Below are 19,439 nucleotides of genomic sequence, written 5' to 3'. Positions count from 1 at the left end.
CAGTCTGATTGCCAATTGCAGGTTGCCAATTGTCAATTGCAAATCTTTTCTTTGAACCAAATGTTTGAGCACAGCACGAAGATCCGAACGCGCTATTCGGAAGTGGATAGAATGGGGTATGTGTATTACGGCAACTACGCCACCTATTTTGAGGTGGGTCGCGTGGAGGCGATGCGCGTGCTGGGAATCAGCTATGCGGAGCTCGAAGCGCAGGGAATCATGATGCCTGTGATCCGTTACGAGATCGACTATAAGAAACCTGCGTTCTATGATGAAGAACTGACCATTATTACCCGCGTGAAGGAAGTTCCGCGTTCGCGGATCACATTCGAGTATGAGACTTGGAATGCGAAAGGCGAATTGCTGAATACGGCACTAACACAATTGGTTTTTGTGGATAGCGAAACCATGCGGCCTCAACGGGCGCCAGAGGTAATCGTAGAGGCTGCGAGGCGGTATTTGGTTGACGGAGTTGACTGAGTTGATAGGGTTGACAGAGCTCCTGATTGACCGTTCAGTGCGTCACCCTGAACTTGTTTCAGGGTCTACCCAACGCATACCAGACCCTGAAACAAGTTCAGGGTGACAATCGCTGATCAAAGCTTTTCCATCAAAACCTTATATAAAGCGGTCATCGCCTCAATGTCCTTTTTGTGGACGATCTCATCTGGCGTGTGGACATTATCCTCTGGTGCGCCCACGAAAACCCATTCCCAAGGGAAAGGAGATGATTGAAGTTCGAGACCATCGCTGCCGCCAGCACCTTCCACTTCGAGTTGAAACGGAATGCCGCTTTGGTTGGCAATTTCGATGATGTGATTGAGGTAGGTTCTGCGCGGTAGACCGCGGTCGCGCATGGAAATGGCCACGCCCAGACCTGGTTGTACGCCTTCGGTTACCCACGTAATGTCGGAAATGAGTGCTTGGCGCACACCATATTTTTCTTGAATGAATTTACCCAAGTAGGAAACGGCTCCGCCACCATGTTCTTCGCGCGTGCTGAAAACGATGATGCCTTCTTCCAGTGTTTCGGCCACTTTCAGGGCATTCCAAACCCCGAGGCGATTGTCCATGTAGCAGCACTGAACGGAATCTTCCGTTTCGCGGAAATCAGGTTTGAACGAAAGGTTTGTCCCGCGGTCGATCTTGCGATTGAACTTGTACTTGAGTTCGCTGGTGTCCTTGTTCACTTTCAGTTTGCAATCTATCTCGCCTTGCGAATCGTTACCGACCAACTCAAATCCTTTTTTCGTGACTGGACCACCGACCTTCACCAATTGTTTGCCGTAGCGCACGGTGAATCCGATGCTGTCCATATGCGCGAAAATGGCGGTACGAGGCTTGTTACCGAAAACCAGAATGATGTTCTCGTGGAACTCATCGCCAGCGAAAATGGTCGGTTTTACCTTCCAGTTCTTTTCGGCCTCGCTAATGTAATGGAGAACGAAATCGGTCATGGCGCGTTCGTCACCGCTTACTGCGCGAACGGCACAGAGTTGCTTCAATAATTCCATGGTGGAAATGTAGGTATTCCCCTTCTTTGAACGAGGGGTTGGGGAGGTCTATTCCTCTACTGCAAAGACGAAGATCTCCTCGTTCTCCTTTTTCATGAGATACTTTTCACGTGCGAATTTCTCCAAGAGTTCCTTGTCGTTCTGTAGGAGCTTGAGGTCTTCCTCGCTTTCTTTGATCTCGTTCACGTAGTGCTCCTTTTCAGCTTCCAGTTCGGCCAGTTTCATTCGGTTCTGAACGAGCGTAATGAAGTTGTTCTCATCAAAGAATGTCATCCAGACCAAGAAGATGGCAAGCGTTACAATGAACTTGTTGCTGGCGTAAGGCTTGATCTTGAGTACGATGGAGCGGAACTTTTTCATCACCATAAAATTAAAACCACCCGAGGAAAAGATCATTGTCCTTGGGCGGCTTTTTTAACAGGCGATCGTTCAATCTCAGCTTTCGGCCAAGAAAGGATAACGGTAATCCGTTGGCGGAACAAAATTCTCTTTAATGGTGCGTGGAGAAACCCAACGCAACAGGTTGATCATGGAACCGGCCTTGTCATTGGTGCCAGAGCCTCTTGCCCCGCCAAAAGGCTGCTGCCCGACAACGGCACCCGTAGGCTTGTCGTTGATGTAGAAGTTGCCAGCACAATTCTGTAGTTTCTTCATGCCGTGCTCAATGGCGTAGCGGTCTTGACTGAAGATGGCGCCTGTGAGCGCATAAGGCGAGGTCTTGTCCACAAGGTCGAGGGTTTCTTCCCATTTGTTCTCATCGTAAACGTAGATGGTCAGCACAGGGCCGAAGATCTCCTCACACATGGTGGTGTAATCTGGCTTGTCGGCAAGAATGATGGTCGGTTGAATGAAGTACCCTTTGCTCTTATCGTAGTTGCCACCAGCAATGATCTTCTGGCCGTCTGCCTTCGCTTGATCGATGTAACCTGTGATCTTATCGAACGCCTTTTCGTCAATTACGGCATTGATGAAATTGGTGAAGTCTTCCGCCACACCCATTTTGAAGGTTTCGAGGTCGGTGAGCACGTAATCGCGAACCTCGTTCCAAAGGTTGCTTGGAACGTACACGCGAGATGCAGCCGAACACTTCTGGCCTTGGAATTCGAAAGCACCACGCACAATGGCCGTGGCCAATTCTTTCGCTTTCGCGGATGGATGCGCGATGATGAAATCCTTGCCGCCTGTTTCGCCAACGATGCGAGGGTAACTTTTGTACTTGTGAATGTTCTCGCCAATGGTTTTCCAGATGTTCTGGAACACGCCTGTAGAACCCGTGAAGTGGATGCCACCGAAATCGGGATGGTTGAAAATGACGTCACCTGCAACTGGACCTGAAACATAAACAAGGTTGATAACGCCATCGGGAAGTCCTGCTTCCTTGAAGATCTCCATGATGATCTGAGCCGAGTAGATCTGGCTATCGGCAGGTTTCCAAACAACCGTGTTCCCCATTAAAGCAGGAGCGCCAGGTAGGTTACCTGCAATGGAAGTGAAGTTGAAAGGTGTGAGTGCGAAGATGAAGCCCTCAAGCGGACGCTGCTCTACACGATTCCAAGTTGGAGCAGGCGAGTAGGGCGGTTGCTGCTTGTAGATCTCCGTCATGAACTCCACATTGAAGCGGAGGAAATCGGCATACTCACAAACAGCATCAATTTCTGCCTGAAAAATGTTCTTGCTCTGAGCAAGCATAGTAGCAGCATTCATCTTGGCGCGGTACGGTCCGGCAAGAAGGTCGGCAGCTTTAAGGAAGATGGAAGCACGGTGCTCCCAACCCAAGTTGGCCCATTTTTCTTTGGCCTCCATGGCTGCATCAATGGCCATTTTCACATGCTCGGCATTTCCACGGTGGAAATGACCCAACGTGTGCTTATGGTCGTGTGGAGGAGCCATGCGCACCGTGGCATCTGTGCGAACTTCCTTGCCGCCAATGATCATTGGGGCATCGATCTCCTTGCTGCGAAGCACTTCAAGGGCCTTTTTAACTTCAGCTTTCTCCTTGCTTCCGGGAGCATAGCTCAGAACAGGTTCGTTGGTGGCTTTGGGTACGTTATAGAATCCTTTCGACATGGCTCAGATTTTCTGTTTTGAGCTGCGAAAGTACAGATGATGTATTAAACTGATCGTGACACGTCCCGCAGTCTATTTTCTTGACAGAAACCGGAGTTGGACACTGTCCAGTTCTGTGGTCATGGATCCATCGTGGAAGTAGAGTACCACCTTTTTCTCGTTGGTGTCATTCATCCTCCCGAACCTGAACAGGTATTGTCCCATCTGCGGCTTGCCGAACTCCTCGTCTGCAAACTGAATAAGATACCGATGGTCCCAAACACGATTGACCTTAGGTTCCACCTCGTTTATCTCGAAGACCACGTCAAGGTCATTTCCACGGTTGAAGTCATTGTAAAGCAGAACCTGTATGGCATCCACATTCTGAAAATCGGGAACCTCAGAAAGGTTGTAGTGCATGCCTGCGGTTTCCGGCTTTTCTGGCACCACCGTTTTGCCGAGTTTGGCCGTGTGGGTGATATTGAACTGTGACAGATCGACCGCTTCTTTCCAGGTCAGACCTTCAAATTGGGGTTCGGTTCGTAGAAATACTTTCCAATATTTTTCCTTGTCCATGTCCATCCAATTCAGGATGTACGCCTTGTACTGTTTGGTTTGAATCGCATTAACTGGTATGCACGCCAACATGAGAACGGCAACTGGCAACGAAAAATACCAGGCCGACCGCGTGAGCAGAATTCCTATTGGGATGAAGAAGAACGCGAAGTAATCTATGTATGCCCGCAACCCGTAACTGCAACCGTAGTACCACGACCACCAAGATGACAGCACGTATGTTATGGTGACGAAGTAGAAGATCCATGAAGTGGCGAGAAAGACCTTTTTCTGGACGAACCACCAGACCATTGCAAGCAACGAGACCATGAGAACCGGTGTGTAAACGAACAGTCCTTTCCGGTAACTGAAGAGGATGTCGATGAAATGCGGATCGACAAAATTGAACGACTCACCTTGATAGCTGTACACGAACCAATGGCCCGTTTGCAGGTACCAAACAAACAATTGAACAGAAATAACAGCCAAGGCAGCGGCTGCGCTGAGTACAACATACCGGAAATGTTGGAACCAGTGTGTAAGTGCACTCAAGAGGTTGCTCATCGACCCCGCGAGGAACGGAAGCATGAGTATGACCAGCAGATTGAGCTGTCGGATGCTTATTACGAGTCCGAATATGAGCCCCGCCAATATGAGTGAACTGACGCGGAAACGGTTCAGCGCATCTTTGGCGAAATACATGAATGCCGTGATGGCAAAGAGGGAGTAAACATGGCTGAAACTTGCCTCTGCATTCGCATAATGCGTGATGGGAGTTGCAAATACCAGCAGTATCTGAATGAATCGGATGGCCCAAGGCGAAACTTCGTAGAGTTGCAGCAGTTTTGACAGGAACAGCAGTGTGAGGAAGAGGTAAAAAAGCGTTGACCAAAAGATGGCTTTCTGGTAGTCAGTTCCGTAGCCATCTCCAACATCCCCTTCCATACTCTTCTTCACGCATGTGGCGAGAAAAAACGGGGATTCAAGGAGTGCTGTGCCCACCGCATATTTGTTTACCATGAACTCCTTGTAGGGTACGTATCCTCCGGGAGCTCCCAAAGCTTTGATCCGTTCGTATTTATGAGGGTCAACCTCTATGGGTGCGTCATTCCTAACCAGATCGTGATGAATGAACGCGGAGGGGAGATGATCGTAGTAGCCGATGCCATCGGAAAGGATGTAATTCTCTTGATTTCCGAAGTAGTTATTGATGCTGATGATGAATGCCAGCATGATGACCACTTCAAAAAACACATTGCCGAAAAGCGTTACAATTCTGTTCATGCGTTACGCTGCGATGATTGTGAATTCCACTTCACTTATTTGTGTAGAAGGTGCCTGAAACGAAAGTGTCCGTTAGCCATTGCTTCATGCTGACGAAGGTAATGTTTCGGATGCTGTGAGGTCGGCTGCCAGACATGTAGAGACCTCCAAGGTTTGGAATGATGGCGCAGAGAAGAATGACCTAATTGGAATTACAGCTTAAAACTCAGTTGAGCATGTACGGCACTTCCAGCACGAATTCGGGAATGTCTGTCTGAAAGAGAACCCCGTTCTCCGTACGCATCATTTGATAGAAGCCGCCCATTCGGCCAATGCCCGATTCGAGATTGCAGGCGCTTTCGTAAGAGTATGTTTCGCCAGGGGCAAGCACGGGTTTCTCACCCACCACACCTTCACCCTCTACAACGGTCTTGATGCCGTTGCTGTCGAAGATGTCCCAATGTCTGCGGAGAAGCTGTACTTCAAAGACGTTCTGGTTTTCGACCGTGATGCGGTAGAAGAACACAAAGTAGTTCTTGTCCGGTTCCGAGTATTCCTCCTTGAACCGAACCCTTGTGGTCACCTTTATGCCGTTTGAAACCTTGGTCATAGCGAAGTGCGCTGTGACAAATAAACGATCATTTTTATTAACCGTTGCCGAAAAATGTCAACTGAAAAGCTGACGTACAGTCGCCAAGAACGATTTTCTGACCTAAGGCGAGGCGATAATGGTGTGTCCGATAAGACGGTCGTAGCGCGAGCCCATCTGCTTATGGTAGAGGTAGAAGGTGTAGAGCTGGCGGGCGTTGTAGAAGGAGGCTTCGGTGAGTTCGGTGGAGCCTTCGGTCTCGCCATCCTTTAGGTAGATGTACTGGTAATTGTAATACCCCTGCTTGAGATAGGCCGAGGTTTCGTACACACCATCGCGATAGCTGTATTCGAGCCGGTATTCGGGTTTTATCTGCCACTCGGTAAGGCCACCGAAGAGGTAGAGACCGCCATCAAGCACGGGCTCGGGGTATTTGAGCTGGAAGTGGACCTGAGCATAATCTGCATCGGTAGTTGGGTCGAAACCTTCGCGGACATCAATGTAAAAGGCCCCGTTGATGTCGGGTTCGGTGATGTAACGCTCTTTGCTGAAAACCTTGTCGGGGATAAGGAAGACGTGGTTCTTCATGGAGTCGGGGTCGTACCAGATGCCGCTGACATTGGACTGCTGGTAACGAAGGCTCCGCGTGTCCACCCAACGGAACTCGTTGCTGCCTTCGAAGGAAACACCTCCCATATTATCATACGTAAGCAGTCCTTCTTTGATGAAGATGGGTTTGAGGTCGGTCTTGATGTTGTCCCAGCGGTAATTCTGTTGAATGTGCAGCGCAATGTCGCGCATGGGGTTTCGGATCTCGTAATCGGCATGATTGATCTCCACATCTATCTGATGATGGGTGAGCCGTTGGTTGATGATCATAGGCAGACGCACCTGCGCGTTGATCTGTACCAGATCCTCATACACACGGAACCTGCGGGTGAAGATGGGTTTCTCGCGGTTGAAGTCGCGATAGACGATAAGGACGTAATTGCCGGAGACCTTGAGGTTGAAGTTGCTATCTGGAAAGGAAAAGCTGTAATGGATGTACCGCTGCACGGTATTCATGGAGAAGTTGTACTGCATGATATTGCGCTCCAAAAAGCCGTTGATGTACTCGCTCTGCGGAATATCGGTAGGCACCCAGTTGCGGTCGCAATGCACCACGGTGTAGGTGTAATCCTGATAGGCACCATTGAGGTCATCGAAGGAAACTTCGAGTATCTCGCCCCCGCCCAAGGCAATGACAGGCATGCTCAGATCCACATTCTTAACCCCGATCTGCACGGTTTTGATGTTGGGCAGGTAGGTGCGGTCCTCATAGCGCAGATAGCTGTCGTTGAAGTATTCATCATCCTGCGCAAGCGTCAGAAGGGGAAAAAGGGAAACGGTGAAAAGGAAAAAGGTAAAGGCGTTGCGCATATCGGGCGGCAAAGATAGGAGTAACGGAGTGTGGGAGGAGATATTGGCAATTATGAGTGAAGCTCCACCCGGTAGCCTGTAATAAACGGTAAGAGTCACGCTTTAAAATAATATTTGCTGTTCTGTTGGCGTTTGTGATGGAGTAATTCCACAAACTACCTGCCATGGATACCTCTACTTTTCGCGCTGCGGTTGCAGCCATCGCTTTCATTTTCTGTATTTCTTCTTTTCAATTAACCTACGCTCAGGACGCGAGCATGCGGGTTGATATGAACATTAACCTGAAGGTGGATACCACCAAGGTAAGGCTCTATGAGATGCGAAAGGATGAGAGCGATAAGGTGAAGACCGTGACCCTGCGAATGAACTACGGCAGCGCACAGATACTGAACCCTGAAGATGCGGCCGAACTGAATGAAGGTGGCTGCAACATTCTGAGTGTGGATGTGGTGTACACCGATTTCAAGAACGAGGACGTTCAGGATATACTGAACAAGAAACGGGTGGCGGAGCTGTATTTCCTGTGCCCGGATGTGTTCAACCAAAAGATGGTCGATTGGAATTTCGTGGAGCAACTGGGTTATGCCACAGAGGATGGTGCCAAGAAACTGTTCCACGGCATTGTGATCAAGTATCTGAAGGTGCCCTTTTACAAGCCTGAATCTCCTGAGTCGATGTTCGGAGACCTTTCGGTTGAGAGCATCGGTGATACCTCGCTGTTCCCGATTCTGGAGAAACACATCAAATTTGACGAGGAGTTGATCTGTGTGGATCTTACCGGAAGCATGTCTCCCTATTACATCCAGGTTTTTACTTGGCTGCATCTGAAGCACAATAAACAGATGCTGAACTTCTCGTTTTTCAACGATGGAGATATGACGCCTGACTACCTGAAGCGCGCTGGAAGGGTAGGCGGGGTTTACCTGTGCAAAACGAATTCCATTGATACGATCACCAACTACGCTTTCAAGTGTATAAGCAATGGTTTCGGTGGCGATACGCCAGAGAATAACGTTGAATCGGTCATAAAAGGATTGGAGAAGTATCCGAAGACCAAACAGGTGGTGATGCTGGCAGACAATTGGGCGGATATGCGCGATTATTCCTTTATGAGCAAGATCGATAAACCTGTGAAGGTGATCGTTTGCGGAATGGATCTTTTCGGAGTGAAAAAGCCTATCAATACACAGTATTTAGACCTTGCCAGAAGAACCAAAGGGTCTGTGCATACGATGGAAGATGACATTCTGGATCTCGCGCTGAAGCGTGAAGGAGATGAGATTACCATTGATGGCGTTCCGTACGTTATACGGGGTGGGCGGTTTATGATGAAGTAGCCAGCGTTTATTTCCTGTAGCGCGTTTGAGCGCTCCGCAGCCGTGAGATTTTTCCCCTTGTTTAAAATGACCAAGTTGAAGGATGTGCATAGGTAATTCTGATGTTAAGGAATCGTTTTATTTAGAATGGTTCTAAATTAATAAGTGGTCAATATTCGTCATAGTGCCTATTCGGTTTCTCTTAATTTTGCCCGCGATTTTAAGGACGAGAAATCCGCATAAACATGTCAAAAGACATCAGGATCAAAAAGGGCCTGAACATCCCGCTAAAGGGTGAGGCCGACAAAGTGATCGGCAACTCAGAGAGGTCCGACACATTCATGGTCAAACCGATCGATTTCAAGAATTTCACCCCAAAACTGCTGGTAAAGGAAGGCGCAGAGGTACTTGCCGGAACACCGTTGTTCTACAGCAAGGATTATCCTGAGGTAAAGGTTTCCTCTCCGGTAAGTGGCGAAGTGGTGGAAGTTGTGCGAGGTGCCAAGCGTAAGATTTTGGGTATTAAGATCCTTGGTGACAAGGAGACACGCTACGCAGCGCTTGGTACAGCCGATGCTGCCACCATGAGCCGTGAGGATGTGAAGACGAAATTGTTGGAAAGTGGTCTGTGGGCGTTCATCAGAAGACGTCCGTATGCGACCGTTGCCCGCCCAAGTGACAACCCGAAAGCCATTTTCATTACAGGTTTCGACAGCGCGCCTTTGGCTGCTGATGTTGATTTTGTACTGAACGGAAAGGAGAAGGAGTTTCAAGCAGGTTTGGAAGTGTTGAAGCAACTGACAGACGGTACGGTTCATTTGAATCTGCACCGCACGTTGAGCACTTCGAACGTGGTGAAAAGCGCGAAAGGTGTTCAGGTAAACTGGTTCAGCGGTCCGCACCCATCTGGTAATGTGGGTGTGCAGATCCATCACCTCGACCCATTGAACAAAGGTGAAGTGGTGTTTACGGTAACGGCACAGGATGTGGCGTTGATCGGAAACGCATTCCTAACAGGTAAATATGATGCTACGCGCGTGGTGGCGGTGGCAGGTTCTTCGGTTTCCAATCCGAAGTATTCGCGCACCCTTCAAGGTAGCAGTGTTGCTTCCATTGCCAAGGATGTGAACGGTGGCAACAACCGTTACATCAGCGGAAATGTGCTTACAGGTACGAATGTGAGCGCTGACGGCTACCTCGGCTTCTACGATAAGGAAGTGACGGTGATCCCAGAAGGCGACCACGCCAAGTTCTTCATTACGGAAGGGTGGGCAAGCCCCGGTTTTGGCAAATTCTCCATGTCGCACAGCTATTTCTCTTGGCTGATGTCAGGCAAGAAGTATGCGTTGGACACCAATACCAATGGTGAGAAGCGCGCGCTGGTAGTCACAGGCGAGTACGAGAGTGTATTCCCAATGGACATCTACCCGCAGCACCTGCTGAAGGCGATCATGATCAGCGATATTGAATTGATGGAAAACCTCGGTATTTACGAGGTGGATGATGAGGACTTTGCGCTTTGCGAATATGTGTGCACGTCAAAGACGCCAGCACAGCAGATCGTTCGCGATGGATTGAAGCTCATTGAACAAGAATGTGGATAAACGATAAGGCACGATGAAGTTTTTGCATACAGCCTTCCAGAACATGAAAGCCCCGTTTGAGAAAGGGGGCAAGTTCGAGAAGTACAATAAGGTTCTTACCGCCATTGATGCGTTGGAGACCTTTGCGTTCACACCGGAAGAGGTGACGCATTCAGGTTCGCACATCCGCGATGGCATTGACCTGAAAAGAACCATGAGCGTGGTGATCACGGCCATGTTGCCATGTCTGCTTTTCGGTATGTACAACGCTGGTTATCAGCATTACCGCGAGTTGGGCGAATTGGCCACGGCCTCCTTCATGGACATGTTCAGCATTGGACTTGTAAAGGTGCTTCCGTTGGTGGTGGTGTCTTACGCGGTCGGTCTGGGCATCGAGTTCGGTTTTGCGATGTACAAAGGACACTCCGTAGAAGAAGGATACTTGGTGACAGGGATGCTTATTCCGTTGATCGTTCCGGTTGATATTCCTCTTTGGATGTTGGCCGTAGCGGTGGCATTTGCGGTTGTTTTCGGAAAAGAGGTGTTCGGTGGTACGGGAATGAACGTTCTGAACGTGGCACTTACGGCAAGAGCGTTCCTGTTCTTCGCCTATCCAACATTCATGTCGGGAGACAAGGTTTGGATTCACGGAGCCATGGAGAACGATGCGATTTCGGGAGCAACGCTGCTGGGTGATCTTGCCGCCATGAAAGGCGGTCTGGAGCATCTGCGTTTCACGGTTCAGGACATGTTCCTTGGATTCATTCCAGGTTCGGTAGGAGAGACCTCGACCTTGGCGGTTCTCATTGGAGCGGCCATCCTTCTTTTCACAGGAATTGCAAGCTGGAGAATCATGCTTTCGGCTGTTGTTGGTGCTTCGGCAATGGGATTGATCTTCAACGCGTTCGGAGCCAATGGCCTGATGCAGTTCCCATGGTATGAGCATCTGCTGGTAGGTGGTTTCGCCTTCGGAGTTGTGTTCATGGCAACAGATCCTGTAACGGCCGCACAGACCAACACGGGAAAACTGATCTACGGATTTTTGATCGGATTCATGGCCATTATGATCCGCGTGTTCAACCCGGCCTATCCGGAAGGAATCATGTTGGCCATTCTGTTCATGAACGTGATGGCACCGCTTATCGATCACTACGTGGTGGAGGCGAACATTAAGAGAAGATTGAAAAGACTAAACGTTAAAGCTGCGTAATCATGGCGGTTGATGTAAACAGTAATAAGTACACATTCCTCTTCGCCACGGTGATGGTGGTTATCGTTGCCACGCTTTTGGCATTGGCATCCGAAAGCCTGAAGCCGATGCAAACTGCGAATGTGAACAATGAGAAGCGTCAGAACATCCTCAAGGGAGTAGGCATTGAAGTTCCTGCAAATGAAGCAGAGACAGCCTATGATGAGTATGTGAAAGAGGCATTGGTGATCGGTGCAGATGGCAAGGTGAAGCAAACCGAACTGAACGCTTTTGATATTGATGTGTTGAAAGATTATAAATCGGGTCTTTCGAACATCTATACCAAATTGGACGTGCAGGAGTTCAGCAATATCGATGAGATCCGTAGCGAATTGGCTGCATTTAACGGTGGCAAGGGCGTCAACTTTCCATTGTACGTTATCGATAAGGATGGAGAGAAACTTTACGTTGTCCCGTTGGTAGGAACAGGACTTTGGGGACCTATCTGGGGGTACTTGGCCATTGCCGCTGACGGCAAGACGGTTGTCGGTGCCGTATTCGATCACAAGTCGGAAACACCTGGTTTGGGAGCGGAGATCGCACAGCCTGCCTTCCAGATTCCATTTAAAGGCAAGACCATTTTTGATGAGAAGGGAGATTTTACCGGAATCAAAGCTGTGAAAGGTGGAGCGAAAGGAAGTCCTCACGGAGTTGATGCCATCTCTGGTGGAACCATTACAAGTAATGGCGTAACCGAAATGATCATGCGTACGCTTAAGTTGTACGAACCTTATTTTCTGGGGCTGCAGGCGAGTGATGCTTCTGCGAGTGGAAGTATGGGAGTTGGAGAAAATTCAGGATTGGGAGAGGAGATTTCGCCAGATTCTGCGGCCGTGGCATTCATGGATTCCTTGGATGTGGAAAAAGTAGATACAACCGTAGTTGTTGATTAAAGAACAGAACTAAAAAACTTCACAATGAGCGAAGTAGCAGTTGAAGAAAAAGTAAAGCAGCCGAGCGAGCCATTGTTCTCTAAGAAGAACAAGGCGCTTATCAGTAATCCGTTGGATGATGATAACCCGATCACGGTACAGGTACTCGGTATCTGTTCGGCCTTGGCCATTACCGTGCAGGTGAAACAGGCGTTTGTAATGGCGCTGTCGGTAACGTTTGTGACGGCCATGGGTAACGTTATCGTTTCGCTGATGCGGAATTACATTCCGAACCGTATCCGAATCATTGTTCAGTTGGTGATCGTTGCGGCTTTGGTAATTCTTGTGGATCAGGTGTTGAAGGCGTTTGTTTACGACATCAGCAAGGCGCTTTCCGTATTCGTTGGTCTTATCATCACCAACTGTATCATCATGGGGCGTTTGGAGGCATTTGCGCTTGGGAACAAGCCTTGGCCAGCGTTCTTGGACGGTATCGGAAACGGCCTTGGTTACGGACTTATCCTCATTATCGTATCTGTTTTCCGTGAGCTCCTTGGCTCTGGAAAGTTGTGGGGCTACCCCATTTTCGGTCACAAAGTGGGAGCATTGCTTTCGGATGGCTCATTGGCAACCGAAGCATCGGGACTTTACGCATTGGGTTATGTGGACAACGGTCTGATGATCCTGCCACCGATGGCGTTGATCACGGTCGGTGTGATCATCTGGGTTCAGCGTTCACGAAACACGAAATTGATCGAGGCTTAAAAAGCATACGGCTTGAAACTAATTAGAAGCTACAGAAAATGGAATACATCAATATAATCGTAAAGGCCATCTTCATTGAGAACATGATCTTTGCCTACTTCTTGGGCATGTGTTCGTACTTGGCCGTAAGTAAAACGGTGAAGACAGGTGTCGGTCTCGGTGCTGCGGTGATCTTCGTACTCGGCATCACGGTTCCGGTGAACTACCTGATGGAGAACTACATGTTGAAGGAAGGCGCTTTGGCATGGTTGAGTCCAAGTTTGGCCACCATGGATCTGAGCTTCCTCAGCTTCATCATGTTCATCGCCATCATTGCCGCCATGGTGCAGTTGGTGGAAATGGCCGTTGAGAAATTCGCGCCAGCGTTGTATTCATCACTCGGTATTTTCCTTCCGCTTATTGCGGTAAACTGCTCCATTCTTGGAGGTGCGCTTTTCATGCAAGAACGTCAATATGCCAACATCGGTGAAGCCACGGCTTTCGGTGTGGGTTCAGGTATTGGTTGGTTCATGGCCATTGTGGCCATCGCTGCTATTCGCGAAAAAATCCGTTACTCAAGTGTTCCTGGTCCACTCCGTGGTTTGGGTATCACCTTCATCCTTACGGGATTGATGGGCATTGCCTTCATGAGTTTTATGGGTATCAAACTTTAACAGAGATCTAAGCAAAGCATGGTTCTTCTATCAACATCTACAGTAATTGCTACCAGCGTCATTGTGTTCCTGCTGGTCATTATTCTACTGGTCTCTACACTGCTTTTCGCAAAGGCCAAATTGGCACCCTCAGGTCCTGTAAAGGTGCTTATCAATGGCGAGAAGGAAGTAGAGGTCGAGTCAGGGGGCAGTATTCTCGCCACCTTGGGAAACAATAAGATCTTTTTGCCATCAGCCTGTGGCGGTGGTGGTACCTGCGCACAATGTAAGTGCCAAGTATTCGAAGGTGGAGGAGAGATCCTTCCTACCGAAACGCCTTATTTCTCGCGTAAGCAGATACAAGACCATTGGAGATTGGGTTGCCAAGTAAAGATCAAGCAGGATATGAAGATCGGCATCCCAGAAGAGATCTTCGGTATCAAGGAGTGGGAGGCAACGGTAGTTTCCAACTACAATGTGGCGACCTATATCAAGGAATTCGTGGTGGAAATCCCAGAAGAGATGCACTACGAAGCGGGAGGTTACATTCAGATCAAGATTCCACCATGCGAGGTGAAGTTCTCTGATATGGACATCAAGGCGCATCCAAAAGATCACCCAGGAGAGCCTGATAAATTTGAGTCTGATTGGGCTGAAGGTCCGTTTGCCATGCGTCATCTGGTGATGAAGAATGACGAAGAAGTGGTACGTGCCTATTCGATGGCATCTTACCCAGCGGAAGGAAGAAACATCATGCTGAACGTGCGTGTTGCGGCTCCACCTTTTGACAGAGCCAAGAACACGTGGGCTGACATCAACCCAGGTATCGCTTCGTCTTACATTTTCAACTTGAAGCCTGGTGATAAGTGTACCATTTCAGGACCTTATGGTGAATTCTTCATCAAGGAGACAGAAGCGGAAATGCTTTATATCGGTGGTGGAGCAGGTATGGCGCCAATGCGTTCGCACATTTATCACCTCTTTAAAACCCTGAAGACAGGAAGAAAAGTTTCTTATTGGTACGGTGGTCGTTCACGGGCTGAACTGTTCTATATCCACTATTTCCGTGAGATCGAGCAGAACTTCCCGAACTTCAATTTCTACATGGTGCTTTCGGATGCCAAACCTGAGGATAACTGGAAGGTGAAGAAAGACATCAATGATCCGGAAGGTGATGGCTTCGTTGGGTTCGTTCACAATGCAGTGATCGATCAGTATCTGAAACATCACGATGCACCAGAGGAGATCGAGTTCTACTTCTGTGGACCACCGATGATGAACCAAGCGGTCATCAAGATGTGCGATGACTGGGGAGTTCCACCAGAGAACGTATCGTTCGATGACTTCGGTGGATAACGATAAACAATTGAATGTTCAAAGCGGCCCAATTTTGGGCCGCTTTTTTTGTTTAGAAGCCGATAGTTTTGAGTGATGCGAAGTGTAATTCTTATCGGTTTCCTGATTTCGGGTCTTTCTGCTGCAAATGCACAGGAGGTTGATTCATTGTCAATGGATTCGGTCGCGAGTGTTTTCGAGGTTGATTCCATGATCCATTTGGCCGAGTCGCTTATAGGAGTTCCATATAAATATGGTGGCTGTTCGCCCGAAGGGTTTGATTGCAGCGGATTTGTGGGCTATGTGTATTCCAAATTCGGGGTTGAGCTGCCGCGTTCCACAGCCGAATTGGCGAACATCGGTTCAGAGATTCCCTTGGACAGTTGCCAAAAAGGCGATATCATTCTCTTTGCAGGAAGGGATAAGAAAAAGCGTCCTGTTGGACATGCTGGAATTGTGGTAAGCGAATCAGGCGAGCCCCTTCAGTTCATCCATAGCGCCACCAGTAATGCACGTGGCATTATTGTCACCGCATTGGATTCTTACGACTATTATCTGTCGAGATTCGTAAAGGTTGTTCGTATAACTGATTGATAATCAGCGTTGAAATATTATTTCGGAACGGGTCCGAATTGTAAAACAGATCATTCGGCTATCTACTTTTGACGCGAATTATTAATCATTCTCTAACAAATGAAAACAACAAAAATGTTCTTGGTTGCAATAGCAACTTTGAGCTTGGCAGCTTGCTCATCAACTGCCACTACTGAGGAAAATCAATCGGTAGAAACTACAGAAGTAGCTCCAGAATCTGTGGAAGTTGAACCGTTGCATGGCGCATCAACAGATACGACCGAAACTGCTACGGAAACGGCAACAGAAGCAGAGGCAGCTCACTAAGAAATGAAGACCAAAAAGAAGCCCCCGTCACGCAAGTGGCGGGGCTTTTCATTTTCAGTATATGTGCTTGGCTGCGTAAGGTTAAATTTGCCGCAATGAGAAATTCAATACTTGCCTTGGCCGCATTGGTTCTCTTCGGTTGTGCTGGTGCCACTCGCAAACAGGCAACTGGTTATACACAGGGAACCACATATTCGATAATTTACTACACCAACGGTGCAGATGTTCAGTACCAGATCGATAGCCTGCTTTTGGCTTTCGACCGTGTGCTTTCCACGTATCAGAAAAGCAGTTACATCAGCAAGTGGAACCGAAATGAGACCGCTGGTCTGGAGCAGCCTCAGATGTTCAAAGAAGTGGTGAACCGCGCATTGGAGATCAACGCGGCAACAGATGGTGCATTGGATATCACGGTCAGTCCATTGATGAAATATTGGTTCGAGCGGGATTGGAGTACTTCGCATGTCGATTCAGCAGATGTGGATAGCGTGCTTGCGCATGTTGGAATGAACTTGATCCGTTTGGACGGTTCGGACTATGTGAAAATCGATTCCAATGTTCAGTTGGATGTGAATGCTATTGCGCAAGGCTATTCGGTCGATGTGGTCTCTCGTTATCTCGAAAGTCTGGGAATCTATGATTACTTGGTGGAAATTGGTGGAGAACTTCGAGCTTCAGGCAGGAAACCAGACGGTGAGTGGTCGGTTGGAATAGATGAGCCGAATGAAGGCAGCGTCAGTCATGAGGCTACGATATCTATTAACCTGAACGATAAGGCAATGGCAACTTCTGGCAACTACCGGAAATTTGTGGAGATCGATGGTGTGAAGTATGGTCATTCACTGAACCCAAGAACAGGATTTCCGGCAATGACAGACGTTTTGAGTGCCACCATCATTGCCAACGATTGTATGACAGCAGACGCCTATGCCACGGCCTGTATGGTTTTGGGGTTCGGGAAAGCTCAGAAACTTGTCTCAGAGAATAAAGAACTGAACGGTATTCTCATTTACTCCCAAGGAGATGGGAGCGTGAGTACTTGGAAATCCGAGGCTGACTAAGCGGTCGTGTCAGGTTTCTGGCACTGCTCATCTGGCATCGCACCGCACAATGAACAGGCCTTGCCTTCCTCATTCAAGAATGGACTGTTGCTGGCACAAGTACCCGCAAACTTTCCGTCTTTCTTTAAGATGAGCTTGATGGCGATTCCTGCGAATCCAAGTCCGAGTAATAGTATTGCTGCTAAAACGGCTGCCATTTTTTGTGCTTTAAGCGGTTACTGAACTAACGTTCTGAAACAAGGTTTGTTCTCTATCCGGACCGACCGATACGACCGATACGGGAACACCGACCTCAGCTTCTATGAAAGCGATGTATTCCTGTAGTTCCTGTGGAAGTTCATTTCCCTGTGTCAGTTTGGTCAGGTCGGTTTTCCAACCTTTCATTTCTGTGTAAATCGGCTCTACCTCTTCATTCAGGTCGAAAGGAAGATGTTCGGTTAGTTCGCCATTTATCTTGTATTGGGTGCACACGTTGATCGTATCGAACGTGTCCATCACATCGGTTTTCATCATGTTCAGTTCGGTTACACCGTTGATCATGATGGCGTATTTCAATGCAGGAAGATCCAACCAACCGCAACGTCTTTTTCGTCCGGTTGTCGAGCCATATTCGTGACCGATCTCGCACAGTTTTTCACCAACCTCATCAAACAACTCCGTGGGGAATGGACCAGAACCAACACGAGTACAGTAGGCTTTGAAAATGCCGATCACATTTCCAATACGGTTTGGAGCCACACCCAAACCTGTACAGGCACCGGCACAGACCGTGTTGGAAGAAGTAACGAATGGATATGAGCCGAAGTCAATATCAAGCAGCGAGCCTTGCGCACCTTCTGCCAAAATGGATTTTCCTGAACTCAATTGTTCATTCAGAAACTGCTCACTATCGATCAGGTCAAAACGCTTCAGTGTTTCCAAACTGGCGAACCATTCCGCTTCCATGTCAGCAGCAACACCTTCGGCTCCGTAATGACCGAGCATCTGCTCATGCTTTTCCTTCAGGAAACCATATTTCTCTTGGAAATTGACCAGAAGTGTATCGCCTACGCGAAGACCGTTGCGACCCGTCTTGTCCATGTACGTAGGCCCAATTCCTTTAAGTGTGCTACCGATCTTGCTTTTTCCTTTGGCCGCCTCAGATGCTGCATCCAAAAGTCGGTGAGAAGGAAGGATCAAGTGAGCCTTCTTCGAAATTTTCAAACGCTTGGTGGCATCAATGCCGCGTTCCTCCAATTTGTCGATCTCCTTCTTGAAGATGATCGGGTCGATGACCACACCATTGCCTACTACGTTGATGGCATTCTCACGGAAAATTCCCGAAGGAATGGTGTGCAACACGTGTTTGATGCCTTCAAACTCCAACGTGTGGCCAGCATTCGGCCCACCCTGAAAACGCGCAATTACATCGTACTTGGGAGTGAGTACGTCAACGATCTTTCCCTTGCCTTCATCGCCCCATTGGAGCCCTAAAAGCACATCCACTTTTTTCAATTTTGTTCTGAATTAAAGATTTGCAGCGGCTTCCTCCACCGAACCATAGATCTTGAAGATGGAGTCAAGTTTTGTCATCACCATCAACTTTTTAACCTTGGCAGAGATGCCACCGATAACCAGTTCGCCACCTGCGTTACGTGCAGAGGTGAACATGCCGATAAGCAGGTTCAGACCCGTGCTGTTCACGTACTCAAGTTCAGCCAGATCCATGAGGAATTTGTCCGTGCCATTCGACAAAAGTCCCTCAAATTCTTTGATGACTCCATCGGCCTGAGACTTCTCGATCAATCGACCTGAAAGCGTGATGAGTTTACCACCTGCGTGGTCTTCGATTTTATAGTTCATGGGTTTGTTGGCTGGTTCATTTTATTGCACTTTCCTGTTTCGGCCAGTTTGCGGCAGGCACCGTAAAAGTTCAATGAATGATTGGTGATGTTGAAACCGAGTATGTCGCCTGCCATGTTCTGGATCTGCTGAATGCGCGGATCGCAGAATTCGAAAACCTTTCCGCAATCCTGACAGATCAAATGGTCGTGCTGAGCATACTTGTATGAGCGCTCAAAATGAGCAATGTTCTTTCCGAACTGATGCTTGGTCACAAGCTTGCAATCAAGCAGAAGTTCAATTGTATTGTAAAGTGTGGCCCGACTGACGCGATAGTTCTCTTCCTTCATCTTCACGTACAACGATTCGATGTCGAAATGACCATCGAGTGAGTACACCTCGCTCAGAATCGCATATCGTTCAGGGGTTTTTCTGTGACCGTGCTCCTCCAAATAATTGGAGAAGATCTCTTTCACATTCTCGAATATCTCTGTTTCTGGTTCAGAAAGCATCGCTCCG

21 protein-coding genes are annotated in these 19,439 nt (G+C 48.4%); 11 read left to right on the top strand and 10 right to left on the bottom strand.

All coding sequences use genetic code 11. From position 1 onward, the window contains the following. Positions 1-60 precede the first annotated feature (60 nt). Entirely contained in the window at positions 61-480 is a 420-nt protein-coding gene (locus tag GC178_02365) for a YbgC/FadM family acyl-CoA thioesterase (protein MBI1286399.1), read from the top strand. 116 nt (positions 481-596) lie between these two features. On the opposite strand, the gene GC178_02360 is transcribed toward GC178_02365, so the two are convergent. The 6 genes from GC178_02360 to GC178_02335 form a co-directional block, all read right to left on the bottom strand. Further along, positions 597-1,514, bottom strand: coding sequence for an aminopeptidase (locus GC178_02360; protein MBI1286398.1), 918 nt, complete (start codon positions 1,512-1,514; stop codon positions 597-599). Between the two features lie 48 nt (positions 1,515-1,562). Continuing rightward, a complete protein-coding gene (locus GC178_02355; protein MBI1286397.1) occupies positions 1,563-1,910 on the bottom strand; it encodes a septum formation initiator family protein in 348 nt (115 codons plus the stop codon). A 39-nt stretch (positions 1,911-1,949) separates the two neighbouring features. Then, positions 1,950-3,581, bottom strand: coding sequence for an L-glutamate gamma-semialdehyde dehydrogenase (gene pruA / locus GC178_02350; GenBank protein ID MBI1286396.1), 1,632 nt, complete (start codon positions 3,579-3,581; stop codon positions 1,950-1,952). Positions 3,582-3,653: 72 nt separating this feature from the next. Further along, positions 3,654-5,399 (bottom strand): hypothetical protein, encoded by a 1,746-nt coding sequence (locus tag GC178_02345; protein MBI1286395.1) that lies wholly within the window; start codon positions 5,397-5,399, stop codon positions 3,654-3,656. A 205-nt stretch (positions 5,400-5,604) separates the two neighbouring features. Continuing rightward, positions 5,605-5,988 carry a Co2+/Mg2+ efflux protein ApaG gene (gene apaG / locus GC178_02340; protein ID MBI1286394.1) on the bottom strand — a complete coding sequence of 128 codons (384 nt, stop codon included), beginning with the start codon at positions 5,986-5,988 and terminating at the stop codon, positions 5,605-5,607. 102 nt (positions 5,989-6,090) lie between these two features. Continuing rightward, positions 6,091-7,386, bottom strand: a complete 1,296-nt coding sequence (locus tag GC178_02335) for a DUF5103 domain-containing protein (GenBank protein MBI1286393.1) — start codon at positions 7,384-7,386, stop codon at positions 6,091-6,093. A 164-nt stretch (positions 7,387-7,550) separates the two neighbouring features. Here GC178_02335 and GC178_02330 point away from each other — a divergent pair, with 164 nt between their 5' ends. From GC178_02330 to GC178_02285, 10 genes are all read left to right on the top strand, one after another. Continuing rightward, positions 7,551-8,723, top strand: a complete 1,173-nt coding sequence (locus tag GC178_02330; protein ID MBI1286392.1) for a hypothetical protein — start codon at positions 7,551-7,553, stop codon at positions 8,721-8,723. 224 nt (positions 8,724-8,947) lie between these two features. After that, positions 8,948-10,306 (top strand): Na(+)-translocating NADH-quinone reductase subunit A, encoded by a 1,359-nt coding sequence (locus tag GC178_02325; GenBank protein ID MBI1286391.1) that lies wholly within the window; start codon positions 8,948-8,950, stop codon positions 10,304-10,306. Between the two features lie 13 nt (positions 10,307-10,319). Next, the gene (locus tag GC178_02320) at positions 10,320-11,495 is read left to right on the top strand and encodes an NADH:ubiquinone reductase (Na(+)-transporting) subunit B (protein MBI1286390.1); all 1,176 of its coding nucleotides are present in this window, start codon (positions 10,320-10,322) and stop codon (positions 11,493-11,495) included. A 2-nt stretch (positions 11,496-11,497) separates the two neighbouring features. Further along, the gene (gene nqrC / locus GC178_02315; protein ID MBI1286389.1) at positions 11,498-12,427 is read left to right on the top strand and encodes an NADH:ubiquinone reductase (Na(+)-transporting) subunit C; all 930 of its coding nucleotides are present in this window, start codon (positions 11,498-11,500) and stop codon (positions 12,425-12,427) included. Positions 12,428-12,451: 24 nt separating this feature from the next. Further along, on the top strand, positions 12,452-13,171 hold the full coding sequence (locus GC178_02310; protein MBI1286388.1) for an NADH:ubiquinone reductase (Na(+)-transporting) subunit D: 720 nt from the start codon (positions 12,452-12,454) through the stop codon (positions 13,169-13,171). Between the two features lie 38 nt (positions 13,172-13,209). Then, entirely contained in the window at positions 13,210-13,824 is a 615-nt protein-coding gene (gene nqrE / locus GC178_02305; protein ID MBI1286387.1) for an NADH:ubiquinone reductase (Na(+)-transporting) subunit E, read from the top strand. A gap of 18 nt (positions 13,825-13,842) precedes the next feature. Further along, the gene (locus GC178_02300; GenBank protein ID MBI1286386.1) at positions 13,843-15,159 is read left to right on the top strand and encodes an NADH:ubiquinone reductase (Na(+)-transporting) subunit F; all 1,317 of its coding nucleotides are present in this window, start codon (positions 13,843-13,845) and stop codon (positions 15,157-15,159) included. Between the two features lie 75 nt (positions 15,160-15,234). Next, a complete protein-coding gene (locus tag GC178_02295) occupies positions 15,235-15,732 on the top strand; it encodes a glycoside hydrolase (protein MBI1286385.1) in 498 nt (165 codons plus the stop codon). A 99-nt stretch (positions 15,733-15,831) separates the two neighbouring features. After that, the gene (locus tag GC178_02290) at positions 15,832-16,038 is read left to right on the top strand and encodes a hypothetical protein (protein MBI1286384.1); all 207 of its coding nucleotides are present in this window, start codon (positions 15,832-15,834) and stop codon (positions 16,036-16,038) included. 95 nt (positions 16,039-16,133) lie between these two features. Beyond that, on the top strand, positions 16,134-17,099 hold the full coding sequence (locus tag GC178_02285) for an FAD:protein FMN transferase (protein ID MBI1286383.1): 966 nt from the start codon (positions 16,134-16,136) through the stop codon (positions 17,097-17,099). On the opposite strand, the gene GC178_02280 is transcribed toward GC178_02285, so the two are convergent. From GC178_02280 to GC178_02265, 4 genes are read right to left on the bottom strand one after another with little or no spacing between them, the layout of a single operon-like run. Further along, positions 17,096-17,296: a membrane or secreted protein gene (locus GC178_02280; protein ID MBI1286382.1), complete on the bottom strand. Its 201-nt coding sequence runs from the start codon at positions 17,294-17,296 to the stop codon at positions 17,096-17,098. The two genes, GC178_02285 and GC178_02280, sit on opposite strands and share 4 nt — an antisense overlap. A gap of 10 nt (positions 17,297-17,306) precedes the next feature. Continuing rightward, on the bottom strand, positions 17,307-18,593 hold the full coding sequence (locus GC178_02275) for an adenylosuccinate synthase (GenBank protein ID MBI1286381.1): 1,287 nt from the start codon (positions 18,591-18,593) through the stop codon (positions 17,307-17,309). Positions 18,594-18,605: 12 nt separating this feature from the next. Next, positions 18,606-18,941 (bottom strand): STAS domain-containing protein, encoded by a 336-nt coding sequence (locus GC178_02270; GenBank protein ID MBI1286380.1) that lies wholly within the window; start codon positions 18,939-18,941, stop codon positions 18,606-18,608. Further along, positions 18,938-19,432, bottom strand: a complete 495-nt coding sequence (locus tag GC178_02265; GenBank protein MBI1286379.1) for a transcriptional repressor — start codon at positions 19,430-19,432, stop codon at positions 18,938-18,940. Before GC178_02265 ends, GC178_02270 begins: the two co-directional genes overlap by 4 nt. Positions 19,433-19,439 lie beyond the last annotated feature (7 nt).

It is taken from the genome of Flavobacteriales bacterium (genome assembly GCA_016124845.1).
GTDB lineage: Bacteria > Bacteroidota > Bacteroidia > UBA10329 > UBA10329 > UBA10329.
Note: the sequence above shows the minus strand (reverse complement) of the source record. Positions and strands in the feature narration are given on the sequence as shown.